The sequence below is a fragment of the Actinomadura kijaniata NBRC 14229 genome, assembly GCF_001552175.1.
Lineage (GTDB): Bacteria > Actinomycetota > Actinomycetes > Streptosporangiales > Streptosporangiaceae > Spirillospora > Spirillospora kijaniata.
The window spans coordinates 1-18,711 of the sequence record NZ_BCQR01000022.1 but is presented as its reverse complement, the minus strand read 5'-3'; the positions used below and the strand labels follow the sequence as shown (position 1 = coordinate 18,711).

General features: G+C 73.4%; 19 protein-coding genes. 9 read left to right on the top strand and 10 right to left on the bottom strand.

What is annotated here, in order from left to right; genetic code table 11:
* Positions 1 to 170: 170 nt before the first annotated feature.
* Complete coding sequence (locus tag AKI01S_RS08415) at positions 171 to 1,340, bottom strand: polysaccharide biosynthesis protein (RefSeq protein WP_169813929.1); 1,170 nt, start codon at positions 1,338 to 1,340, stop codon at positions 171 to 173.
* A 160-nt stretch (positions 1,341 to 1,500) separates the two neighbouring features.
* Positions 1,501 to 2,178: a response regulator gene (locus tag AKI01S_RS08410; RefSeq protein WP_067813690.1), complete on the bottom strand. Its 678-nt coding sequence runs from the start codon at positions 2,176 to 2,178 to the stop codon at positions 1,501 to 1,503.
* Between the two features lie 272 nt (positions 2,179 to 2,450).
* On the opposite strand from AKI01S_RS08410, the gene AKI01S_RS08405 reads away from it, so the two are divergent.
* A complete protein-coding gene (locus AKI01S_RS08405; RefSeq protein WP_369688709.1) occupies positions 2,451 to 3,767 on the top strand; it encodes an RNA-guided endonuclease InsQ/TnpB family protein in 1,317 nt (438 codons plus the stop codon).
* 8 nt (positions 3,768 to 3,775) lie between these two features.
* Positions 3,776 to 4,252 carry a hypothetical protein gene (locus tag AKI01S_RS08400; protein WP_067813620.1) on the top strand — a complete coding sequence of 159 codons (477 nt, stop codon included), beginning with the start codon at positions 3,776 to 3,778 and terminating at the stop codon, positions 4,250 to 4,252.
* 177 nt (positions 4,253 to 4,429) lie between these two features.
* On the opposite strand, the gene AKI01S_RS08395 is transcribed toward AKI01S_RS08400, so the two are convergent.
* Genes AKI01S_RS08395 through AKI01S_RS08370 form a run of 6 tightly spaced genes read right to left on the bottom strand, consistent with a single transcriptional unit; the run spans position 4,430 to position 11,082 of the window.
* A complete protein-coding gene (locus AKI01S_RS08395) occupies positions 4,430 to 5,947 on the bottom strand; it encodes an AMP-binding protein (RefSeq protein WP_067813618.1) in 1,518 nt (505 codons plus the stop codon).
* Between the two features lie 27 nt (positions 5,948 to 5,974).
* Positions 5,975 to 7,138, bottom strand: coding sequence for a cytochrome P450 (locus AKI01S_RS08390; protein ID WP_067813616.1), 1,164 nt, complete (start codon positions 7,136 to 7,138; stop codon positions 5,975 to 5,977).
* Positions 7,135 to 8,847: an N-acyl-D-amino-acid deacylase family protein gene (locus tag AKI01S_RS08385; protein ID WP_067813614.1), complete on the bottom strand. Its 1,713-nt coding sequence runs from the start codon at positions 8,845 to 8,847 to the stop codon at positions 7,135 to 7,137. Before AKI01S_RS08385 ends, AKI01S_RS08390 begins: the two co-directional genes overlap by 4 nt.
* A gap of 3 nt (positions 8,848 to 8,850) precedes the next feature.
* Positions 8,851 to 9,654 carry an SDR family oxidoreductase gene (locus tag AKI01S_RS08380; protein ID WP_067813612.1) on the bottom strand — a complete coding sequence of 268 codons (804 nt, stop codon included), beginning with the start codon at positions 9,652 to 9,654 and terminating at the stop codon, positions 8,851 to 8,853.
* Positions 9,651 to 10,313 carry a nitroreductase family protein gene (locus AKI01S_RS08375; protein ID WP_067813610.1) on the bottom strand — a complete coding sequence of 221 codons (663 nt, stop codon included), beginning with the start codon at positions 10,311 to 10,313 and terminating at the stop codon, positions 9,651 to 9,653. The genes AKI01S_RS08380 and AKI01S_RS08375 overlap by 4 nt, the downstream gene beginning before the upstream one ends.
* 7 nt (positions 10,314 to 10,320) lie before the next feature.
* The gene (locus AKI01S_RS08370; RefSeq protein WP_083999171.1) at positions 10,321 to 11,082 is read right to left on the bottom strand and encodes an SDR family NAD(P)-dependent oxidoreductase; all 762 of its coding nucleotides are present in this window, start codon (positions 11,080 to 11,082) and stop codon (positions 10,321 to 10,323) included.
* A gap of 104 nt (positions 11,083 to 11,186) precedes the next feature.
* Between AKI01S_RS08370 and AKI01S_RS08365 the strand changes: the two genes are divergently transcribed.
* From AKI01S_RS08365 to AKI01S_RS08345, 5 genes are all read left to right on the top strand, one after another.
* Positions 11,187 to 12,032 (top strand): SDR family NAD(P)-dependent oxidoreductase, encoded by an 846-nt coding sequence (locus AKI01S_RS08365; RefSeq protein ID WP_067813608.1) that lies wholly within the window; start codon positions 11,187 to 11,189, stop codon positions 12,030 to 12,032.
* A gap of 81 nt (positions 12,033 to 12,113) precedes the next feature.
* On the top strand, positions 12,114 to 12,593 hold the full coding sequence (locus tag AKI01S_RS08360; protein ID WP_067813606.1) for a DUF3995 domain-containing protein: 480 nt from the start codon (positions 12,114 to 12,116) through the stop codon (positions 12,591 to 12,593).
* Positions 12,594 to 12,719: 126 nt separating this feature from the next.
* Positions 12,720 to 13,232: a hypothetical protein gene (locus tag AKI01S_RS08355; protein WP_067813603.1), complete on the top strand. Its 513-nt coding sequence runs from the start codon at positions 12,720 to 12,722 to the stop codon at positions 13,230 to 13,232.
* Positions 13,233 to 13,330: 98 nt separating this feature from the next.
* Positions 13,331 to 13,942 (top strand): TetR/AcrR family transcriptional regulator, encoded by a 612-nt coding sequence (locus tag AKI01S_RS08350; protein WP_067813601.1) that lies wholly within the window; start codon positions 13,331 to 13,333, stop codon positions 13,940 to 13,942.
* Positions 13,943 to 14,009: 67 nt separating this feature from the next.
* Positions 14,010 to 14,645: a LysE family translocator gene (locus AKI01S_RS08345; RefSeq protein WP_067813600.1), complete on the top strand. Its 636-nt coding sequence runs from the start codon at positions 14,010 to 14,012 to the stop codon at positions 14,643 to 14,645.
* Positions 14,646 to 14,689: 44 nt separating this feature from the next.
* Here AKI01S_RS08345 and AKI01S_RS08340 read toward each other — a convergent pair whose 3' ends face one another.
* On the bottom strand, positions 14,690 to 16,138 hold the full coding sequence (locus AKI01S_RS08340; RefSeq protein ID WP_067813598.1) for an MFS transporter: 1,449 nt from the start codon (positions 16,136 to 16,138) through the stop codon (positions 14,690 to 14,692).
* A 76-nt stretch (positions 16,139 to 16,214) separates the two neighbouring features.
* The gene (locus tag AKI01S_RS08335; RefSeq protein WP_067813596.1) at positions 16,215 to 16,727 is read right to left on the bottom strand and encodes a nuclear transport factor 2 family protein; all 513 of its coding nucleotides are present in this window, start codon (positions 16,725 to 16,727) and stop codon (positions 16,215 to 16,217) included.
* A 365-nt stretch (positions 16,728 to 17,092) separates the two neighbouring features.
* Between AKI01S_RS08335 and AKI01S_RS08330 the strand changes: the two genes are divergently transcribed.
* Together AKI01S_RS08330 and AKI01S_RS08325 are read left to right on the top strand one after the other, a co-directional pair.
* Positions 17,093 to 17,428: a hypothetical protein gene (locus tag AKI01S_RS08330; RefSeq protein ID WP_067813594.1), complete on the top strand. Its 336-nt coding sequence runs from the start codon at positions 17,093 to 17,095 to the stop codon at positions 17,426 to 17,428.
* Positions 17,429 to 18,107: 679 nt separating this feature from the next.
* Complete coding sequence (locus tag AKI01S_RS08325; RefSeq protein ID WP_067813592.1) at positions 18,108 to 18,536, top strand: DUF4267 domain-containing protein; 429 nt, start codon at positions 18,108 to 18,110, stop codon at positions 18,534 to 18,536.
* Positions 18,537 to 18,711 lie beyond the last annotated feature (175 nt).

The window sequence follows — 18,711 nt, the reverse complement described above, 5'->3', positions numbered from 1 at the left end:
GGATTTAGAGGGGTTCTGCGTGAAACGGGGCAAGCTCGTTCTGTTGGGTCTCGCGTTCATCCTGGTGGTGGCCGTGATGGAAGTCGCCGCACTCCAACTGGGGTCGCTGGAACTACCCATGCCGGACGGCCCGGTCGCCGACCCCACCAAGCAGCCCTAGCGCGGCCCGGTCACAGGGCCGGGAGCTCGGGGCCCCGGCAGGTGTCGCACGCCCGCCGCGTCTCCACCGGCGGAGGACGGCGCACCGGCCGGTACTCGGGCAGCAGCCGCCGCAGCAGCAGCCGCACCCGGTCGGGATCCCCGGCCTCGGCGGCGGCCTCCAGCGCGTCCAGCAGGCGCGGCAGCCCCGCCGGGGGCGTGGCGGGCCGGGTCGCCCAGATCCTGGGATGGGCGGTGCGGATCAGCGGCTCGGAGTCGGAGAACGTCTTCTCCGCCAGCTTCTCGCCGGGCCCCAGTCCGCTGAACCGGATCGTCACCTCCGGCAGCCGGAGCTGCTCGGCGTACCGGTGCACCAGCTCCACCACCGGCACCGGGTCGCCGACGTCCAGCGCGAACGTCTCGGCCCGCTCGGCCATCGCCGCGGCCTCCAGCAGCAGCCCCGCCGCCTCGGCCGCCGTCATGAAGTGCCGCGCCACCTCCGGGTGGGTGATCGTGACGGCCTCCCCGGCGGCGATGCGGCGCGCCAGCAGCGTCAGCAGCGGCCCCGCCGGGCCCAGCACGTTGCCGACCCGCACCGCCGCGAACCGGGTCCGGCCCCCGGCCGCGCCGGTCAGCAGCATCTCGCACAGCCGCATCGTCGCGCCGTACACCGACGTCGGCTCGGCCGCCTTGTCCGACGACACCAGCACCAGCCGCTCCACGTCGGCGCGGACGGCGCTGTCGAGGACGTGGCGGGCCCCCGCGACGTTGGCGGCCACGCCCCGGCACGGGTCGCGCTCCACCGCGGCCAGCTCGTTGGGCCCGGCGGTGTGGAACACCAGGTCGGGCCGGGCCCGCCCGACCACCTCGGCGATCCGGTCGCGGTCGCGCACGTCGGCCTCGGCCGCGTGCACCCGCGTCCGCTCCAGCCGCCCGGTCATCTCGTGGCCGAGCCGCCGCAGCCGCTCGCCGTCCACGTCGACCAGCCACAGCGCGGCCGGTTCGAGCCGCTTCACCTGGTGGCACAGAGCCGACCCGACCGTCCCGCACGCCCCGGTGACCAGCACGCGCCGGCCGCGCACCAGCCGCCGTCCGCGCTGCCCCGCCACGACCTCGTCCCGCCCCAGCAGCCGCACCAGCGGGCTCGCCTCGTCGGCGGGACCGGCGGTCCGGCGGGAGCGGCGGCGGAGGAACCGGGGCACGCTCACCCCCGCGCCCAAGGCGCCCTGAACACGTTCTCCACGGTCTTCCCCTCCGGCCTCGTCAGGGCCGAGCGTAGGAACCCCGCCTGGTGATCGAATCACCCGTTCGGACGAACCCCCGCTACGTCATTGGCGGGAGCGCCGGTCCGCCGTCCGGCGATCAGTGCGGGCGGTCCCGGGACGAGGGACGCATCCCCGCGCGCATGGCCAGGGTGATCGCCTCCAGCGCCGAGTGCATGTCGAGCTTGGCCAGCAGGTTCTGGGTGTGGGTGCGGACGGTGTTGGCCGACAGCCCGAGCCGGTCGGCGATCTCGTTGCGGTTGAGGCCGTCCACCATGCACTGGAGGACCTCGCGCTCCCGCGCGGTCAGCTGGTCCAGCGGCGAGGGCCCGCCGCCGCCCGCCGGGGCGTCGGCCAGCAGCCTCCGCAGCACCTCGCCGAGCACCTCCGGCGGGATCCACCCGCCCTGCCGCGCCGAGCCGCGGATGACCCGCGCGACCCGGTCGGCGCTCTCGGTCTTGGACAGCCACCCGACCGCGCCGCGCCGGACCGCCTGCACCATCGTGCCGAGGTCGCTCATCGCGGTGAGCATCACCACCCGCACGTCGGGGTGCCGCTCCCGCAGCCGGTCCAGCACGTCCAGCCCGTTCTCGGCGCCCAGCGCGACGTCCAGGACGACGACGTGCGGGCGTTCGGTGGCGGCCAGGGCCAGCGCGCGGCGGCCGTCGGCGGCCACCGGCAGGACGACCAGGTCGGGCTCGCGCGCCAGCCGCGCCGCCAGGGCCTCGGCGAACAGCGCGTGGTCGTCCACGATGAGGACGCGGGTGGGCTGATGCATGCCTCCGACCATGCCCGGCCCGACCATGAAACGGATCCCGCAAACGCTGTACGTCGACGTCCCGGACGCCCGAGGCGCCCGCGACGGCCTGAAGGCCGACGATCAGGGCTGCATGATCACATCACACCGTTTCGGATGAGCGTCGGTGAACACTCGGCGCCGGTGCTTGGTCGCGGCAACCATGCGTATGGAGAACGGCAGCACAGTGTCTGACGGTCCTGATGCCGTTACATTTGGTTACGGTCGGGTGTGTCGCGTATGCGGGGGTCGGTGTGTGGCTTCGGTACAGCTTTCGCCTGTATCCCAACGGCCCTCAGCGCGCCGCGTTGGCCCGCGCGTTCGGATGCGCTCGCGTGGTCTACAACGACGCGCTGCGCATCCGTGAAGACGCCCGCGCCGCCGGGTTGCCGTTCGTGACCCCAAACGAGCTGTCCCGGCGACTCACTGCGGCCAAGAAGGCCCCCGGGAGGGCCTGGCTCGGTGAGGTGTCGGCGGTGGTGCTGCAACAGTCCTTGCGGGATCTGGACGCGGCCTACCGCGCCTTCTTCGACGGGCTCAAAGGCAAGCGGCCGAGGGTGGGCCCGCCCCGGTTCAAGTCCCGCAAGGACACCCGGCAGGCGATCCGGTTCACCGCCAACGCTCGTTGGAAGATCACTCCCGGCGGCGACCTGTCCCTCCCCAAGATCGGGCAGGTGCGGGTCAGGTGGTCCCGGACCTTGCCGTCCGTCCCGTCCACGGTGACGGTGGTCAAGGACGCGGCGGGTCGGTACTTCGCCTCGTTCGTGGTGGAGGTCGCCCCCGAGCCGCTGCCGCCGGTCGCGCCGCAGGTGGGAGTCGATCTGGGGTTGGGGCATTTCGCGGTGCTGTCGGACGGCACCAAGATCACCTCCCCGCGTTTCCTGCGCCGGGCCGAGAAACGTCTCAAGCGCGCCCAGCGGGCGCTGTCCCGCAAGGTCAAGGGGTCCAAGAACCGGGAGAAGGCCAGGCTTCGTCTCGCCCGCGCCCATGTGCGGGTGGCCGATGCGCGGCGAGAGTTCCATCACCGGGTCTCCACCAGGCTCGTTCGCGAGAACCAAGCGATCGCCGTGGAGGACCTGGCGGTGAAGGGACTGGCACGCACCCGCTTGGCCAAATCCGTGCACGACGCCGGATGGGTGCAGTTCGTGGCGATGCTGGAGTACGAAGCGGCCAAGCACGGACGGACTCTGGTGCGCATCGGTCGGTTCGAGCCGACCTCGCAGGTCTGCTCGGCCTGCGGGGTCAAGGACGGTCCCAAGCCCCTGTACGTTCGCGTCTGGAGGTGCAGGGCGTGCGGGACGGTGCTGGACCGCGACATCAACGCGGCGATCAACGTCGCCAAGGCCGCCGGACTGGCGGTGACAGCCTGTGGAGCGCGGGTAAGACCGGAACCCGTTCCGGCGCGGCGCCGCGAAGCAGGAACCCACCGAGACGGTCAACCGACCGTGGTAGGAATCCCTCACCCCTTCGGGCGGGGGAGCGGAAGTCAACACAGCACCGACACGCGCAACGAGCCCCTCAACCTGATTCTCGGCCGCCACGACGGCCCCTACTGGGCGCTGCGAACCTGAGGACGACCTTGAAGAACCGCATCTGCCTCCCCGTCGCCGGGGTGCTGCTGACCGTCCTGGCGTCCGCGGGGTGCTCCGGCGCGGAGAGCTCCGGCTGCCCGGTTCCCAGGGCCGCCGAGGTCGCCGAGGTCGCCGCCGGGGCCGCCACCGTCGCGAAGGTGACCTTCCGCAAGGTCGCCGCGCTCGCCGACGGCACGACCGAGACCGAGGGCTGGCTGGTGGAGGGCACCGGGACGGTCAAGGGCCCCGCGCTCGGACGCCCCACCGCGGTCTGGCCCACGATCGACGCCGGAACGCCGAAGGAGGGCGAGCGCCTGGTGCTCTTCCTCTCCCCGCACGAGGGGCGCACCACGATGGACGGCGCGGCGGCGTCCGGCTACGACGTCGTCCGGGAGGGCGGCGTCCTCGTCGAGAGCGGCGGGGGCCTGGCGCGGCTGTGCCGGGAGGGGCGGAGCCAACCGGTCCCGCCGGAGATCCTCGGCTGACCCCGACGCGTCGTCCCGCGGCGCGGTTGTCCGGGGGACCTGAGGCGGCCACCGTCCGGGCGGGCGTTGACCCGCGCCCCGGGGCCCGCGCACCCTCGGACGCGGACCCGCCCGCACGGGCTTGAACGGTCCTCCCGCACCCGGCACCCGGGAGGACCGTTCAAGCCTCACGGCGCCTCACACCAGGGTGCGGGCCCACGCGTAGTCGGGCTTGCCGACCGGGGTCCGGCGGATCTCCGCCACGAAGCGGTAGGCGCGCGGCGCCTTGTACCCCGCCAGGTGACGGCGGCAGTGCGCGGACAGCTCCGCCTCCGGCGGCGGCGTACCGGAGGCGGTGGCGACCACCGCCGTCACCCGCCGGCCCAGGCGCTCGTCGGGGGCGCCGACGACGATCGCGTCGGCCACGGCGGGGTGGGTGCGCAGCACCTGCTCCACCTCCTCGGCGAACACCTTCTCGCCGCCGGTGTTGATGACCAGGGAGCCCCGGCCCAGCAGCGCGACCGTGCCGTCCTCCGCCACGCGGGCGTGGTCGCCCTGCAACGCCCAGCGGCGGCCGTCGGGATCGGTCACGAACGTCGCCGCCGTCTTGTCCGGGTCGTTCCAGTACGCCACCGGGATGTGCCCCGTGCGCGCCACGATCCCCTCCCCGCCGGGGGGAACGGGCCGCAGGCCGTCGTCCAGCACCGCGAACTCGGGGCCCAGCCGGAACCGGCCCGACGGCTCGGCCGCGCCCATCGCGCCGGTCTCGGACCCGCCCAGGTTGTCGGAGACGTAGGCGCCCGGGACCGCCGCCAGGAGGCGTTCCCGCACGGCGGGCGACAGGGGCGCGCCGCCCGACCCGAACGCGAACACCGCCAGCTTCGGGTAGCCGCCGGTCGCCAGCTCGTCGGCCACCGGCCGGGCCATGCCGTCGCCGACCAGCATGAGGATCTGCGACCGCTCGCGTTCGGCCAGGCGGAGCGCGGCGGCGGCGTCGAAAGCGCGGCCCGTCCACAGCACCACCGTGCCGCCCGCCAGGAACGTGATCCATGTGGCCCACTGGCCGCCGCCGTGCATCAGCGGCGCGTGCACCTGCATCCGCAGCGGCTCCCGATCGGCGCAGGCCGCCAGCTCGTCTGGGTCCCGCGCGGGTTCCGCTCCGCCCATCACCGCGACGAAGATGTCCTCGCACCGCCACAGCACGCCCTTCGGCAGGCCCGTGGTGCCGCCGGTGTAGAGCAGGTACGGGTCGTCGGAGGAACGCGGCCCGAAGTCGCGTTCGGGGGAGGCCGCCGCCAGCGCCTCCTCGTAGTCGCCGTCGATCGCCACCACGTGCCGCAGGCGCGGCAGCCGGTCCCGCCGGACGGCGGGGAGGAGGTCCCTCTCCGCCACCAGCGCCGCGCATCCGGCGTCGTCGAGCAGGTACGTCAGCTCGTCGGCGACGTAGCGGTGGTTGACGTTGACCGGGGCCGCCCGCAGCTTGAAGCAGGCGATCATCGTCTCCAGCCACTCGGCGCGGTTGCGGGACAGCACGCCCACGCGGTCGCCGGGTCCCACGCCCGCCGCCGCCAGGTGGTGGGCGGCGCGGTTGGCGCGGGCGTCCAGCCCGGCGTAGGTGAGCCGCGCCGCGGGGCCGCCCGCCGCCACCAGCGCCGTGCGGTCCGGGCACGCGTCGGCGACGATCTCGAACAGGTCCGCCAGGTTGAACGACCGCATACGGGGGTCTCCTCGGGGGAACGCGGCTCAGCGGCGCGTCAGGGCGACGGGGAATGAGGTCACGCCGCGCACGAACGCGTTGGGCAGGATGCGCGGGCCGGTGTCGTCGGCGTGCTCGGCGGTGGCGACGCGGGCCACGAACTCCTCGAAGAAGATCCGGAGCTCCAGCCGGGCCAGGGACGCGCCCAGGCAGAAGTGCGGGCCGAGCCCGAACGCGATGTGGTCGCCGGGCGGGCGCCGCACGTCGAACGCGTCGGGGTCGGCGAAGACCTCCTCGTCGCGGTTGGCCGACCCGTACATCAGCAGCACCTGCCCGCCCGCCGGGATCGTGACGCCGCGCACCTCCACGTCGCGGACGGGGGAGCGGCACATGTTGAGGATCGGCGTCGTCCAGCGCACGAACTCCTCCACCGCGCCCGGGATCAGCGACGGGTCGTCGCGCAGCAGCCGCCACTGGTCGGGGTGGCGGATGAGCGCGTCGAGGGCGGTGGCGATGACCGTCCGGGTCGTCTCGGCGCCGCCGACCAGCAGCAGCAGCGCCTCGTGGGCGAAGTGCTCGTCGTCGTAGGGCGGGTCGCCGGGGCCCGCGTTCGACCAGACCGACAGCAGGTCGTCGGCCGGGCACGCGCGGCGCTCCTTGGCCATCTCCAGCACCGCGCCCGCGAACTCGCCGACCGCGATCGTGGCCTCGTCGGTGATGTAGCGCCGCCCGCCGCCCGCCACGACCGCCGTCGCCGACCAGTGCACCAGGCGTTCCCACGCCTCGTCGGGGAAGCCCAGCAGCCAGCCGATCACCCGGGCCGGCAGCGGGGCGGCCAGCGCGGGCACCGCGTCGACCGTGCCCGCCTCCAGCGCGGTCTCGACGCACTCGACCGCCGTGTCCCGGATCCTCTTCTCGTAGCGCGCCACCCCGCGCGGCGTGAACCGCTGGTAGACCATCCGGCGGCGGTGCGCGTGCTCGGGGTCGTCCATGCCGATCATCGACGGGTCGGACGGGATCTGCGGGCGGTAGCCGCCGGAGTTGCGCCAGACCTTCGCGTCGCGTTCGATCGCGAAGATGTCGGCGTGCTTGGCGATGCCCCACAGCCCGTTGTCGGCGTCGTGGTAGACGGGGGCCTCGGCGCGCATCCACCGGTAGACCGACCAGGGGTCGGTGGCGTACATGTCGCCGTCGAGCAGGTCGATTCTCATGCGGCTCCTCCGCGCACCAGCGATCCGGGCAGTTCCCCGGTGTGCTCTCCGTCGGCGAACGTCTGCACGCCCGACACGAACGTCCCGAGGTACCCGTCGGCGCGCTGCAACAGGCGGCGCCCCCCGGCGGGCAGGTCGTAGGCCATCTCGGGGCGGTGCAGGGCGACGTTGTCGAAGTCGACGAGGTTGAGGTCGGCCTTCATGCCGGGCGCGATCACGCCCCGGTCGGTGAGGCCGTACAGGCGGGCGGTGTCGCGCGTCATCATCCGCACGACGTGCTCCAGCGGCAGCTTCTCGCCGCGCCACCGGTCCCGCGCCCAGTGCGCCAGCATCGTCGTGGGCAGCGACGCGTCGCAGATGAACCCGCAGTGCGCCCCGCCGTCGCCCAGCCCGAGGACGGCGCGCGGGTGGGTGAGCATCTCGCGCTGCGGGTCGAGGCTGCCGTCGGCGTAGTTGAGGAGCGGCATCATCAGCACGTTGCGGCCGTCGTCCTCCAGCAGCAGGTCGTACAGCAGCTCCATGGGGTCGCGCCCGGCGGCCCGCGCGCGGGCCGCCACCGACGTGGCGGGCTCGGGCTCGTAGTCGCAGTCGCGTTCGGCGAGGGGGTAGAGGCGGTCGGGGAACCCCCGCACCATCGCCGACAGCACGTCCTCCTCGGCGGGCGTCTCGGCGAGGATGCGGGCCCTGACCTCGGGGTCGCGCATCCGCCGGACCCGCTCGCCCCGGGGCAGGAGCGCGATCTCCCGGTAGGACGGCCGGTCCCCGAACGCGTGCAGCGACTCCAGCGAGATCAGCATTCCGAACGGCCGCGACGCCACCTGCGGGAACAGCCGCGCGTCGGCGTCGGCCGACAGCTCCAGCAGCTCCCGCCACAGGTCCGGCACCGCGTCGATCTGCAACAGCGCGAACGACACCGGCCGCCCGGTCGCCCGCGACAGCCGCCGCATCCACTCGATCTCCCGGCGCGGCGCGTTGACGTCCTCGCCCGCCGCGCCCGCCGGGGCCAGCTCGTACACGCCGCGCCCCAGCTCGGCCAGCGCCTCCCCGATCCCGAACAGCTCGTCCTCGGCCGCGAACGTGCCCGGCACGTACTCGCCGTCGATCGCCTTGTGCGTCAGCGTCCGCGAGGTGGAGAACCCCAGGGCCCCGGCCGCGACGCCCTGCTTGACGATCGCCTTCATCGCGGCGATGTCCCCGGGCGTGGCGGGCTCGTTGCGCGCGCCGCGCTCGCCCATGACGTAGGCGCGGACCGCGCCGTGCGGGACCTGCGTTCCCAGGTCCATGGCGTAGGAGCGGCGGTCCAGCGCGTCCAGGAACTCGGGGAAGGTCTCCCACTCCCACGAGATGCCCTCCGACAGCGCGCTGCCGGGGATGTCCTCCACGCCCTCCATCAGCCCGATCAGCCAGTCGTGCCGGTCGGGCGCGGCGGGCGCGAACCCGACCCCGCAGTTGCCCATGACGGCGGTCGTCACGCCGTGCCAGGCCGACGGGGCCAGCACCGGGTCCCAGGTGGCCTGGCCGTCGTAGTGCGTGTGGATGTCCACGAAGCCGGGCGTGAGCAGCGCCCCGTCGGCGTCGATCACCCGCCGGGCCGTGCTTGCCGTCCCCACCTCGGTGATCTTTCCGTTCGTGACGGCGACGTCGGCGGTGAACGGGGCCGCGCCGGTCCCGTCCACGACCCGCGCGCCCTTGAAGACCAGGTCGTCCATGGGTCACCCCTCCTCGGGGGGAAGTCCGCGCAGCGCGTCCGCGCCGAACATCGGCTCGAACACCGGCCGGTAGTCGGGGCCGCGCCGCAGGTGGTGGCCGCCGTCGACGTTGATGACCTGGCCGGTCAGCCACGACGACTCGGGCCCGACCAGGAACCGCGCGGCCTCGGCGATGTCCTCGGGCTCGCCGACGCGCCCGAGCGGCATGCACGCCAGGTAGTCGTCGAGGACCGGCCCGGGGTCGGTGATCCCCGCGACCAGCTCGGTGCGGACCAGGCCGGGGCGGATGCCGTTGACCCGGACGCCGACGCCGCCCAGCTCGTCGGCCCCCAGCCGCACCAGGTGGTCGACGGCGGCCTTGGAGACCCCGTAGGCGCCGAACCAGCGGTGGGTGTTGGAGGAGGCGATCGACGAGATCGCCACGAACGCGCCGCCGCCGCTCGGCGCCATGGCGCGGGCGGCGTGCTTGAGCACGAGCATGGTGCCGGTCGCGTTCAGCTCCAGCGTCGCCCGCCAGGCCCCGGCGTCCAGGTCCGGCAGCGGGCCGATCGACGTGGTGCCGCCCGCGCTGTGCACGACGGCGCGCAGCGGGGCGGGCTCGGCGGCGAACGCGACGGCCGCCCGCACCTGCTCCTCGTCGGTCACGTCCGCGACGACGTACCGCAGGCCGGTCTCCTTCAGCCGGGCCTCGGTCCGCCCGCAGACCGTGACCCGCGCGCCGTCGGCGGCCAGCCGCCGCGCGCACGCCAGCCCGATCCCGCTGCCGCCGCCGGTGACCAGCGCGGACGTGCCTTCGAGTGCGGTCATCGCGGCCTCCAGAGGGGTTCGGGGATCTCGAAGCCGACCGGCTCGCCCCAGCGGTTGCGGTAGCTGACCTCGTGCACGGGCCGCCGGGCCGCCACGCCCCAGCGTCCGAGCGGGTGGCCGAACGAGACGGTCGCGGCCAGCGACCAGCCCTCGTCCTGCGGGACGCCGAGGATCCGGTGGGTCTCGTCGGGGTGGAAGAGCCCGAGCAGCATGGTCAGCGTGCTGCCGATCCCCTCGGCGCGGGCGGCGAGCTGGGCGCTCCACACCGCCGGGAAGATCGAGCCTCCGGTCAGGTCGTGCCGGGCGTAGGCGAACAGGAACAGCGGCACCCGCTCGAAGTGCTCGCCCAGCCACCGCGAGGAACGCATGATCCTGGCGGCCTGGACGTTCTCGGGGGTGTCGGGCTCGGCCCTCACCCGGTCGACCATGGGCTTGTAGACGGTCTCCCACAGCCGGTCCAGGGCGTCGCGGTACAGCGGGCCGAGCCGTTCCTTGGTCGCGGGGTCGTCGACCAGCAGGAACCGCCAGTACTGCTGGTTGCCGCCGCTGGGCGCGCGGATCGCGGCGTCCAGGATCCTGCGCTGCGCGTCCTCGGGGATCGGGTCCGGCCTGACCCGCCGCATCGCGCGGGTGGTGTAGAGCGCTTCGTGGACGTCCATGTCGCTCCTACTGGTCGACGGCGGTGGTGCCGCCGTCCACGGTGAGGTGCGTCCCGGTGATGAACGAGGCGTCGTCGCTCATCAGGAACCGCACGGCCCGGCCGACCTCGGCCGGGTCGCCGAGCCTTCCCATGGGGGACTTGGCGGAGAACCGCGCGAGCATCTCCTCGGGGGTGGCGCCGCGCAGCATGGGGGTGTCGATGTAGCCGGGGCACACCGCGTTCACCCGGACCCCGTCGGCGGCCAGCAGGTGCGCCAGCGACCGCGTCAGGCCGAGCAGCCCCGCCTTGGAGGCGCAGTAGGCGGGGATGAACGCCTGCCCGACGAACGCCTCGATCGAGGAGATCCCGACGATCGCCGACCCGGGGTTGGCCCGCAGGTCGGGCAGGATCTCCTGGGCGATCAGGGCCTGGGCGCGGAGGTTGACGTCGAGGACGGCGTCCCACCGCCGCTCGGTGAGGTCGCCGACCGGATGCGGACCGGGCCTCCCGGCCGCGTGCACCAGCCCGCCGACCGAACCGAGCGCGGCCCGGGTCCGTTCGACGGCGCCGGGCAGCGCGGCGGTGTCGGTGACATCGATGGCGACGGCGCAGGTGGCGACACCGAAGGCCGCGGCGATCTCCTTGGCGGCGCCGGACGGGTCGGTCAGGTCCCACAGCGCGACCGGCCGCCCGGCCTCGGCGAGCGCCCGCGCACTCGCCAGGCCGATACCGGACGCGCCGCCGGTGATGATGACTCCGGTGGCCGGGGAGTGCTCCTGGTGCGGCACGGGGATCTCCCAGAGATTGAGACTCCGGTCTAGACTAACGTCGCAACCAAGCAAGCGGTAGGTATCATTTCTGTCATCCTGACCCCGCGGGAGGTGGGCGACAAGTGCGCGACTTCGCCGGACGCGTCGCGGTGGTGACGGGCGCGGGCAGCGGCATCGGCCGGGCCCTGGCGTTCCGCTTCGCGGCCGAGGGCATGAAGGTGGCCCTGACCGACATCGAGGACAAGGCCCTGGAAGAGACCCGCTCCACGCTCGCCGAGAGCGGGACGGAGGTGACCGCCCGGCCGGTGGACGTGGGCGACGGGGCGGCGGTGCGGGCGTTCGCCGACCACGTCTACGAGACGTTCGGCGCGGTCCACATCCTGTGCAACAACGCGGGCGTCTTCACCGGCGGCCAGATGTGGACGCGGCCCTTCGCGGACTTCGAGTGGATGTTCCGGGTGAACACCTTCGGGGTGCTGCACGGCGTCCACGCGTTCGTCCCCCGGATGATCGAGCAGGACACCGAGGGGCACGTCGTCAACACGGCGTCGGTGGCGGGACTGTTCGCGGCCCCGTTCACGGGCGGCTACGCGATGACGAAGTTCGCGACGTACGCGGCGACGGAAGCGCTGGCCCACGAGTTCGCGGTGACGGGCTCGAAGCTGCGCGCCTCGGTCCTGTGCCCCGGGGGCGTGCACACCCGCATCCACGAGGCCGACCGCAACCGCCCCGCCGACCTCCCGACCGAACACACGGCCGATCAGGAGCTCATCGACGAGGTGATCTCGAACGTCACCACACGCGGGATCCCGCCGGAGGAGGTGGCGGACGCGGTGGTCGCGGCGATCCGCGACGAGACGTTCCTGATCCTGACCCACGAGTCCTACCGTCCGGGCCTGGTGCGACGGGCCCGCTCCCTGGCGGAGGGCCGCCTCCCCGACCTCCCCGACTTCGAGTCCCGTGGCTGAACCCGCCCTCCCCCGCACGGGGGAGACGGCCGGTCCCCCGGCGGGAGGCCGCGCCGCCCGGACGGCGCGATGATCAGTGGCATGACATCGACGAGGTCCCCGAAGGCCGTCGCCTGCGGGGTCGCCGCACTGGCCCCCTACATCCTGATGAAGACCTACTGGGCGTTCGGCGGGACCGCGGGACGGCCGGCCGGTGACCTCGTCGCCGAGATGCGCGCCAACGGCGTGCCCGAGGCGCTGGTGTGGATGGAGCGGCACGGGATCGACTTCACCGTGCTGGGCGCCCTCGGCGGTGTGCTGCTGCTGGTGGCGCTGACCCGGCCCTGGGGCGAGCGGCTGCCGCGCTGGACGCTGCTCGTGCCGGGCCGGGCGGGCGCGGTGCTGCTGACCCCCTACGGGGTCGCCACCTTCGTCGCCTCGACCGTCGGCTTCACGGTCGGCGACGCCGAGGGCTGGTCCCCGTGGGTCGGCCAGGTGGGCGGGCTCGCCTTCGCCGGGCTGGGCCTCTCCCTCGCCTTCTGCGTCCGCTCCCGCGCTTCGAGGCAGACCGTCACGGCGTGACCGCGCGATCGTCTCCCCGCTCCCGAAATCGAATTCCGGTTAATCCGGATTCTGTTGACCGTGGCCATTTCCGCGCCACTCCTTCGCCGAAGGAGGCGTTGATATCGGCTTGTTACGCTGTGGGGCGTGCTCCGCAAAGCGCTCGATATCCTTTTCGTCGGCGCCGTGGCCGCCGTCTGCGCCTATGCGCTGGTGGCGAGCTGGACCCTCGGAGGGACCGCCGAGGAGTACGGCATGTACGTGGCGCTGGCCCTGATGGTCGCCGTGCTCGCCACCGGGGTGCGGACGTGCTTCGCGCTCAGGGGGCCGCGCGAGGGCGGGGCCGCCGCGGCGCGGATCGCCGCCGGCCCGGTCCTGCTGGCCATCACCGTCGTCCTTCTGGCGACCTCCACGCCGGACAGGGCGCGGCTCGCCTATTCGATGGACAGCCTCAACGCCTACGCCGGCACCGTGGCCGCACGGGACTGCGACCCGAGGTATTTCTCCGCGCGTCGGGTCGGTCTCTACACCGTCACCTGCGCGACGAGCGACGGCCATTATGTGAGGTTTCACCTCCGCGACCGCCTGACCCCGGACGGCGTGGGCACCTGTCTCATGTACGGCAGCCCGGGCGGCTGGGATTTCGAAATCATCGACTGAGGCGGTGAGCCGTCCGCGCGATCATCTCCTGGGCCCGCGCATATACGGGGACGGGCGGGATGCGGGAAGATGGCGTGGGTTGAGTTCTGGGAGGCGTGTTGAGCGGGGACATGCGGATCACCGTGACGCGGGCGCTGAGCAAGGATCAGCAGGCCCGGCGGGAACGGCTGCTCGACGCCGCCCGCGAGCTGGCCCACGAGGGCGGGTACCCGGCCGTCACCATGCACGACGTCGCCGACCGCGCCGGGGTCGCGCGGGCGACCGTCTACCGGTACTTCGCCACCAAGGACCACCTGCTCACCGAGGTCGCGGCGACCTGGGCGCACCGGGTCACCGCCGACATCGACGCGCTCGCCGTCGGCGACACCCCCGTGGACCGGCTGGTGTCGCTGCTCGACCGGATCGTGCACGTCGCGTTCGAGGAGCTCACGCTGACGTCGGCGATCATCCAGGCCGTCACCTCCGACGACCCGAGCGTGGACGACGCGCGCACCGTGCTGTTCCTGTTCGTGCGCGACCGCCTGTCGGCCGCCATCGGCGACCCGGTGCCCGAACGCGACGAGGTGGAGATCGTCCTCGGGCACGTGCTGCTCGCCGCGCTGGTCAGCCTGACCGCGCTGCGGCGGCCGGTGGAGGAGGTCGCCACGATGGTCCGCACCTCCGGGCGGCTCGTGCTGTCGGGCGCGCTGACGGCGCAGGCCCCCGCCTGATGGTCCCCTCGCCGGGACGCGGATTGGCCCTTCCCGGACGACCAAGACCGGGCATAGCGTCCCGCACGTGAGCAATCCGCTGCTGTTCCTGCTGGCCGCCGTGACGCTGATCGTCATCCCCGGCCCCAACCACCTGTACATCACCGCCCGCAGCGTCGCCGAAGGGCCGCGTTCCGGGCTGGTCTCCGGGCTGGGCGTCGAGGTCGGCACGCTCGTGCACGTCGCGGCCGCGGCGGCCGGGCTGTCGGCGCTGGTCGCGGCGTCCACGACCGCGTTCAACGCGCTGCGCTACGCGGGCGCGGCCTACCTGCTCTACCTCGCCTACCGCACGTTCCGCGGCCGCGACGGGCACGAGGAGCGGGACGTCGCCCCGCAGCCGTTGCGCCGGGTCTTCCTCGACGGACTGCTGATCAACCTGTTCAACCCCAAGGTCGTGCTGTTCTTCCTGGCGTTCCTGCCGCAGTTCGTGGACCAGGGCCCGGACGCGATGCCGGTCCCGGCGCAGATCGTCGTCATGGGCGTCGCGCTGTCGGTGATCGGGATGGCGAGCGACGCGCTGTACGCGGTCGCGGCGGGCTCGATCGGCTCGTGGCTGCGCGCCCGCCCGGTGTTCCGGCGCCGCCAGCGCTACGCGACCGGCTTCGTCTACCTGGGCCTGGGAGCCGCCGCCGTCCTCGCGGGCCCCTCCACCCGCGCCAAGTGATCCGCCGGGCCCTCCCCGTCTGGGGAGGGCCCGGCGAGCGGACCTCATCGAAGCGGTTCCACCAGCGGCTCCGGCTGGTCCAGCGGGACGGGCTCGGCGTTCCGCTTGCGGGCGGGGGTGAACCCCAGCGCGACCAGTGCGGTGACGGCGATTCCGGCGGCCGCGACGAAGACGGCGGTGCGCAGCCCGTCGGCGGTGGCGGCGCGCAGGGCCGAGCCGGTCAGGCCGTCGGTGCCGCCGTTGGCGACCGCGACCAGGGCGGCCAGGCCGACGGCGCCGCCGACCTGCTGCGCGGTGGAGGCCGCGCCGGAGGCGACGCCCTGCTGATGGGCGGGCGTCCCGGCGGTGGCCGCCCCGAACATCAGCGTGTAGCCCGCGCCCTGCCCGACGCCGAGGACGACCAGGCCGGGCAGCAGCGTCCAGTAGGAGGCGCCGGTGGTCAGGGTCGCGCCCAGGAGCACGGTGCCGAGGGCGCCGACGACCAGGCTCGCGACCATCACGGTGCGGGGGTCCCGGGCGGTCGCCAGCCGTCCGGCGAGCTGGGAGCCGGTGACGATCGCGGCCATCGGGACCAGGAACGCCAGCCCGGTGCGCAGCGCGTCGTAGCCGTGCACCGCCTGGAAGTAGACGGTCAGGAAGTACAGCAGGGTGCCGAAGGTCCCCATGAACAGGAACGTCACCAGCACGCCCGTGCCCAGGTCGCGGCCGCGCAGCAGGCGGAGGGGGAGCAGCGGGTCGGCGCTGCGGGTCTCGATCACCGCGAACGCCGCCAGCAGCGCGAGGCCGAGCACGCCCGCGCCCGCCACGGCCGGTGCGCCCCAGCCCGACTCCGGCCCCTGCACCAGGGCGAACACCATCAGCGTCGTTCCGGTGGTGGCGGTGAGCGCCCCGGCCAGGTCGAACCGGCGTCCCGCACCGGGCGCGGCGCGGCGCGGCACCAGCGGCAGGGCCAGCAGCGCGGCGGCCCCGGCGAGCGGCACGTTGACGAAGAAGACCGCCGCCCAGCCGAACGCGTCGGTCAGCACCCCGCCCAGCAGCGAGCCGAGGATCATGCCGCTGCCGCCGGCGGTGCCCCACACCGCGAACGCCCGGTTGCGCGCGCGGCCCTCGGCGAACCCGGTGGACACCAGCGTCAGCGTCGCGGGGAACAGCAGCGCGCCGCCGAGCCCCTGCACCGCGCGCATGGCCACCAGCGGCAGCGGCTCGGTGGCCAGCCCGCCCGCCAGCGACGACACCGCGTACAGGGCGAGTCCCAGAACGAACACGCGGCGCGGCCCGAACAGGTCCACGGCGCGCCCGCCGAGCAGCAGGAACCCGCCGAACGCCACCGCGTACGCGCTGATCACCCATTGCAGGGTCTGCGCCGAGAACCCGAGCCGGGAGCCGATCTCCGGCAGCGCCACGTAGACGATGTTGTAGTCGATCGAAATGATCAGCTGGGCGAACGCCAGCAGGGCCAGGGCGGGGCCGGGGCGCCGGAACGTCGTGGTCATGACCGGTCTCCGTGGTGGTCGTCGGCGGGGACGCCGAGCGGGTCAGGGGCGAAATCGGGGTCGCGCCGCGTGCCGGTCACGGGCGGGCTCCCCAGCCGCGCGGCGGCGCGAACCGGCCGTCGCGGAGGATCCAGTACTCGGCGTTGCGGTGGACCCGCGCGTTCCGGAAGGACAGGACGTTGGTCTCGATGAGGGTCACCCACCTGCCGTTGTTCCGCAGGGTGATCCACAGCTCCACCGAGGCCCGTTCGCCCTGGATCACGGGCTCGCCGCGCAGGGCGGTGACCTGGGACTGGCCCTTGGTGACGGTGCGCCAGTACGCGCGGATGGCGTCGCGGCCCACGTAGGTGCGGGCGGGGTCGCCGGGGACCTCCTGGTAGACGGCGTCGCGGGTGAACAGCTCGCCGACGGCCACGTCGTCCTTGTCCCTCCACGCCCTGAGATAGCCGTCCACCCAGCGGACCACGGTGGCGCGGTCCAGCCGGGTCGGCCCGGCCGCCCGTGAACGGTCGGCCGCGACGGGGACGGCGGTGATCGCGGCCAGCGCGGACGCGGCCGTCAGCGCCGAGACGGTTCGTCTGGTGAGCACGGTGGTTCTCCTTCGGTTGCCGTCGCATGCGGCAAGGCCGGTCAGAGCGTTCGTGCTCTCCGTCCTCGCCGCCGGTTCGTTTTCGACGGCTTCACCGTGCCCGGCGGGGTCTGGGGTCGGGCTGGGGTCGAGTTGGGGATCCGCCGGGCGGACGGCACCGTGACCGGCGAACTCCCAGATCATGAACCGTTTCCCAGCGGGCGCCATCTCACTGGAGAACAAGAGGATGGCCACGGGGAACGTTCGATCAACCCGGCGATCGGCGCGCGGCGGTCATCGTGTCACCACGGGAGAACGGGTCGGCGAGAAGGGCCTCGCCCCCCTTGAAGTCCCGCCGTACACCGCACCCGAAGGACCACCGCGAAATGATCGAACTCGGCAAGGGCCCGTCCCGGCGTTCCCGGCCGGTCGCGATCGGCAGGGCGTTCCTGTCCTACGGCGTGCCCGCGCTCCTGGTCGTGCTGTTTCTGGCCGTGCTGGACCTGTGGGACGTCCGGCTTCCACGGATGCTGCCCGACATCGACGCGCCCGGCGCGCTGAAGGTCGTGTTCAAGGGGCTGGTGGCCCTCTTCGACGGACCCGGCTGGCTGAAGACCACGCTCAAGGCACTGGCGGGCGTCGCGGTCGCGTTCTGCTGCTACATCACCTACGCGGAACGGCGCAGCGTCAAGGCCACGGCGGCCGACCGCGAGCAGGGATGACCCGGGACGAGGTCACGCAGCGGACCTGAAACGGGCAACCAGGCCAACGGCCGCACCGGCACGGTCATCTTCGCCCGGCAGGCTGCGATTCGACTTCCTCCGCCTGTGATCACCCGCCCCACCCCCCGTTACCGGTGACAGAGGCATGGCTGGCGTCGGGACGCCGACGGCTGAGCAGCGCCGCCGCGCGGCACGTCCGTGCGCTGGGCGTGAACTGCTCCAAGTCAGCTCCAAGTGCCTTCCAAACGCCCGGGAGCAGTCTTGACCCATCGCCACCGACCAGGCGGCAGTCCAGCAGAGGCGGGAACAGATGAGCGTCAGCACCCAGGACATGGAGATCGTCCGCCGCGTCGTTCGCCGTGAGTCACGGCTGCTGGTGGAACCGGTCGCCGCCGTCGCCCCGGGGGGACACCGCCCGCGCCCAGGTGATCGCCGACCACGTCCGTCTGTACCGGCTGGGCCTGCGGGCGCATCACCGCCACCTTGACCAGGATGGAGGCCGCGCTGCCCGCCTGGGCGGCCACCGCGCCGACCCGGCCAGCGCGCCCTGGTCCTGGGCGTCCCGCCCGCTCCGGTCCGCCTCATCCGGCGCCTCATCGGGCGCCCCCACCATGCCCGCTACATCCGCCGCGTTCGCGGCTGACCCCCACCTGATCTGAACTTCACAGGGAGAACGACCATGTCGCTGAAGACCATCAACACCATCCTGGCCACCGCCGTCGTCCTGTTCAGCTTCTACCTGGGGCTGTCGTTCCTGCTGATTCCCGAGACGCAGGCGCCGGGCTTCGGCCTGCCGACCTGGCCCGCCGGTGATGGTGGGGGCTTCCTCAACGTCAAGGGCAACCGTGAGAACGCGATGGGCCTGGCCATGGGCATCCTGCTGGTGACCGGCCAACGCCGTGCCCTGGGCTGGGTGTTGCTGATGGTGGCCGTCGCCCCGTTCGCCGACATGATCACCGTGTTGGCCCACCACGGCTCCGCGGCCGCCGCGTTCGGCATCCACGGCCTGACCTCGGCCCTGATCGCGGTCACCGGCCTGCTGGTCCTCCGCGAGACCCGCAAACCCCAGCAGGCATCCGCCCCCACGCCCGCCGCGCAGCACGCCTGACACCCGCACACTCCGAAGGGATGGCCCGGCCACACGGCCGGGCCATCCCTTGTTCTCCTGCGAGCGGCGACCTGACGGCCTACGGCACAGCGGCCTCCTGAGGCGGCTGGTATCGGGCCCGAGCGCCGAGGTCATCCGCACCGGCGCGACGGCCCGTGAGACGGCTCCCGGACGT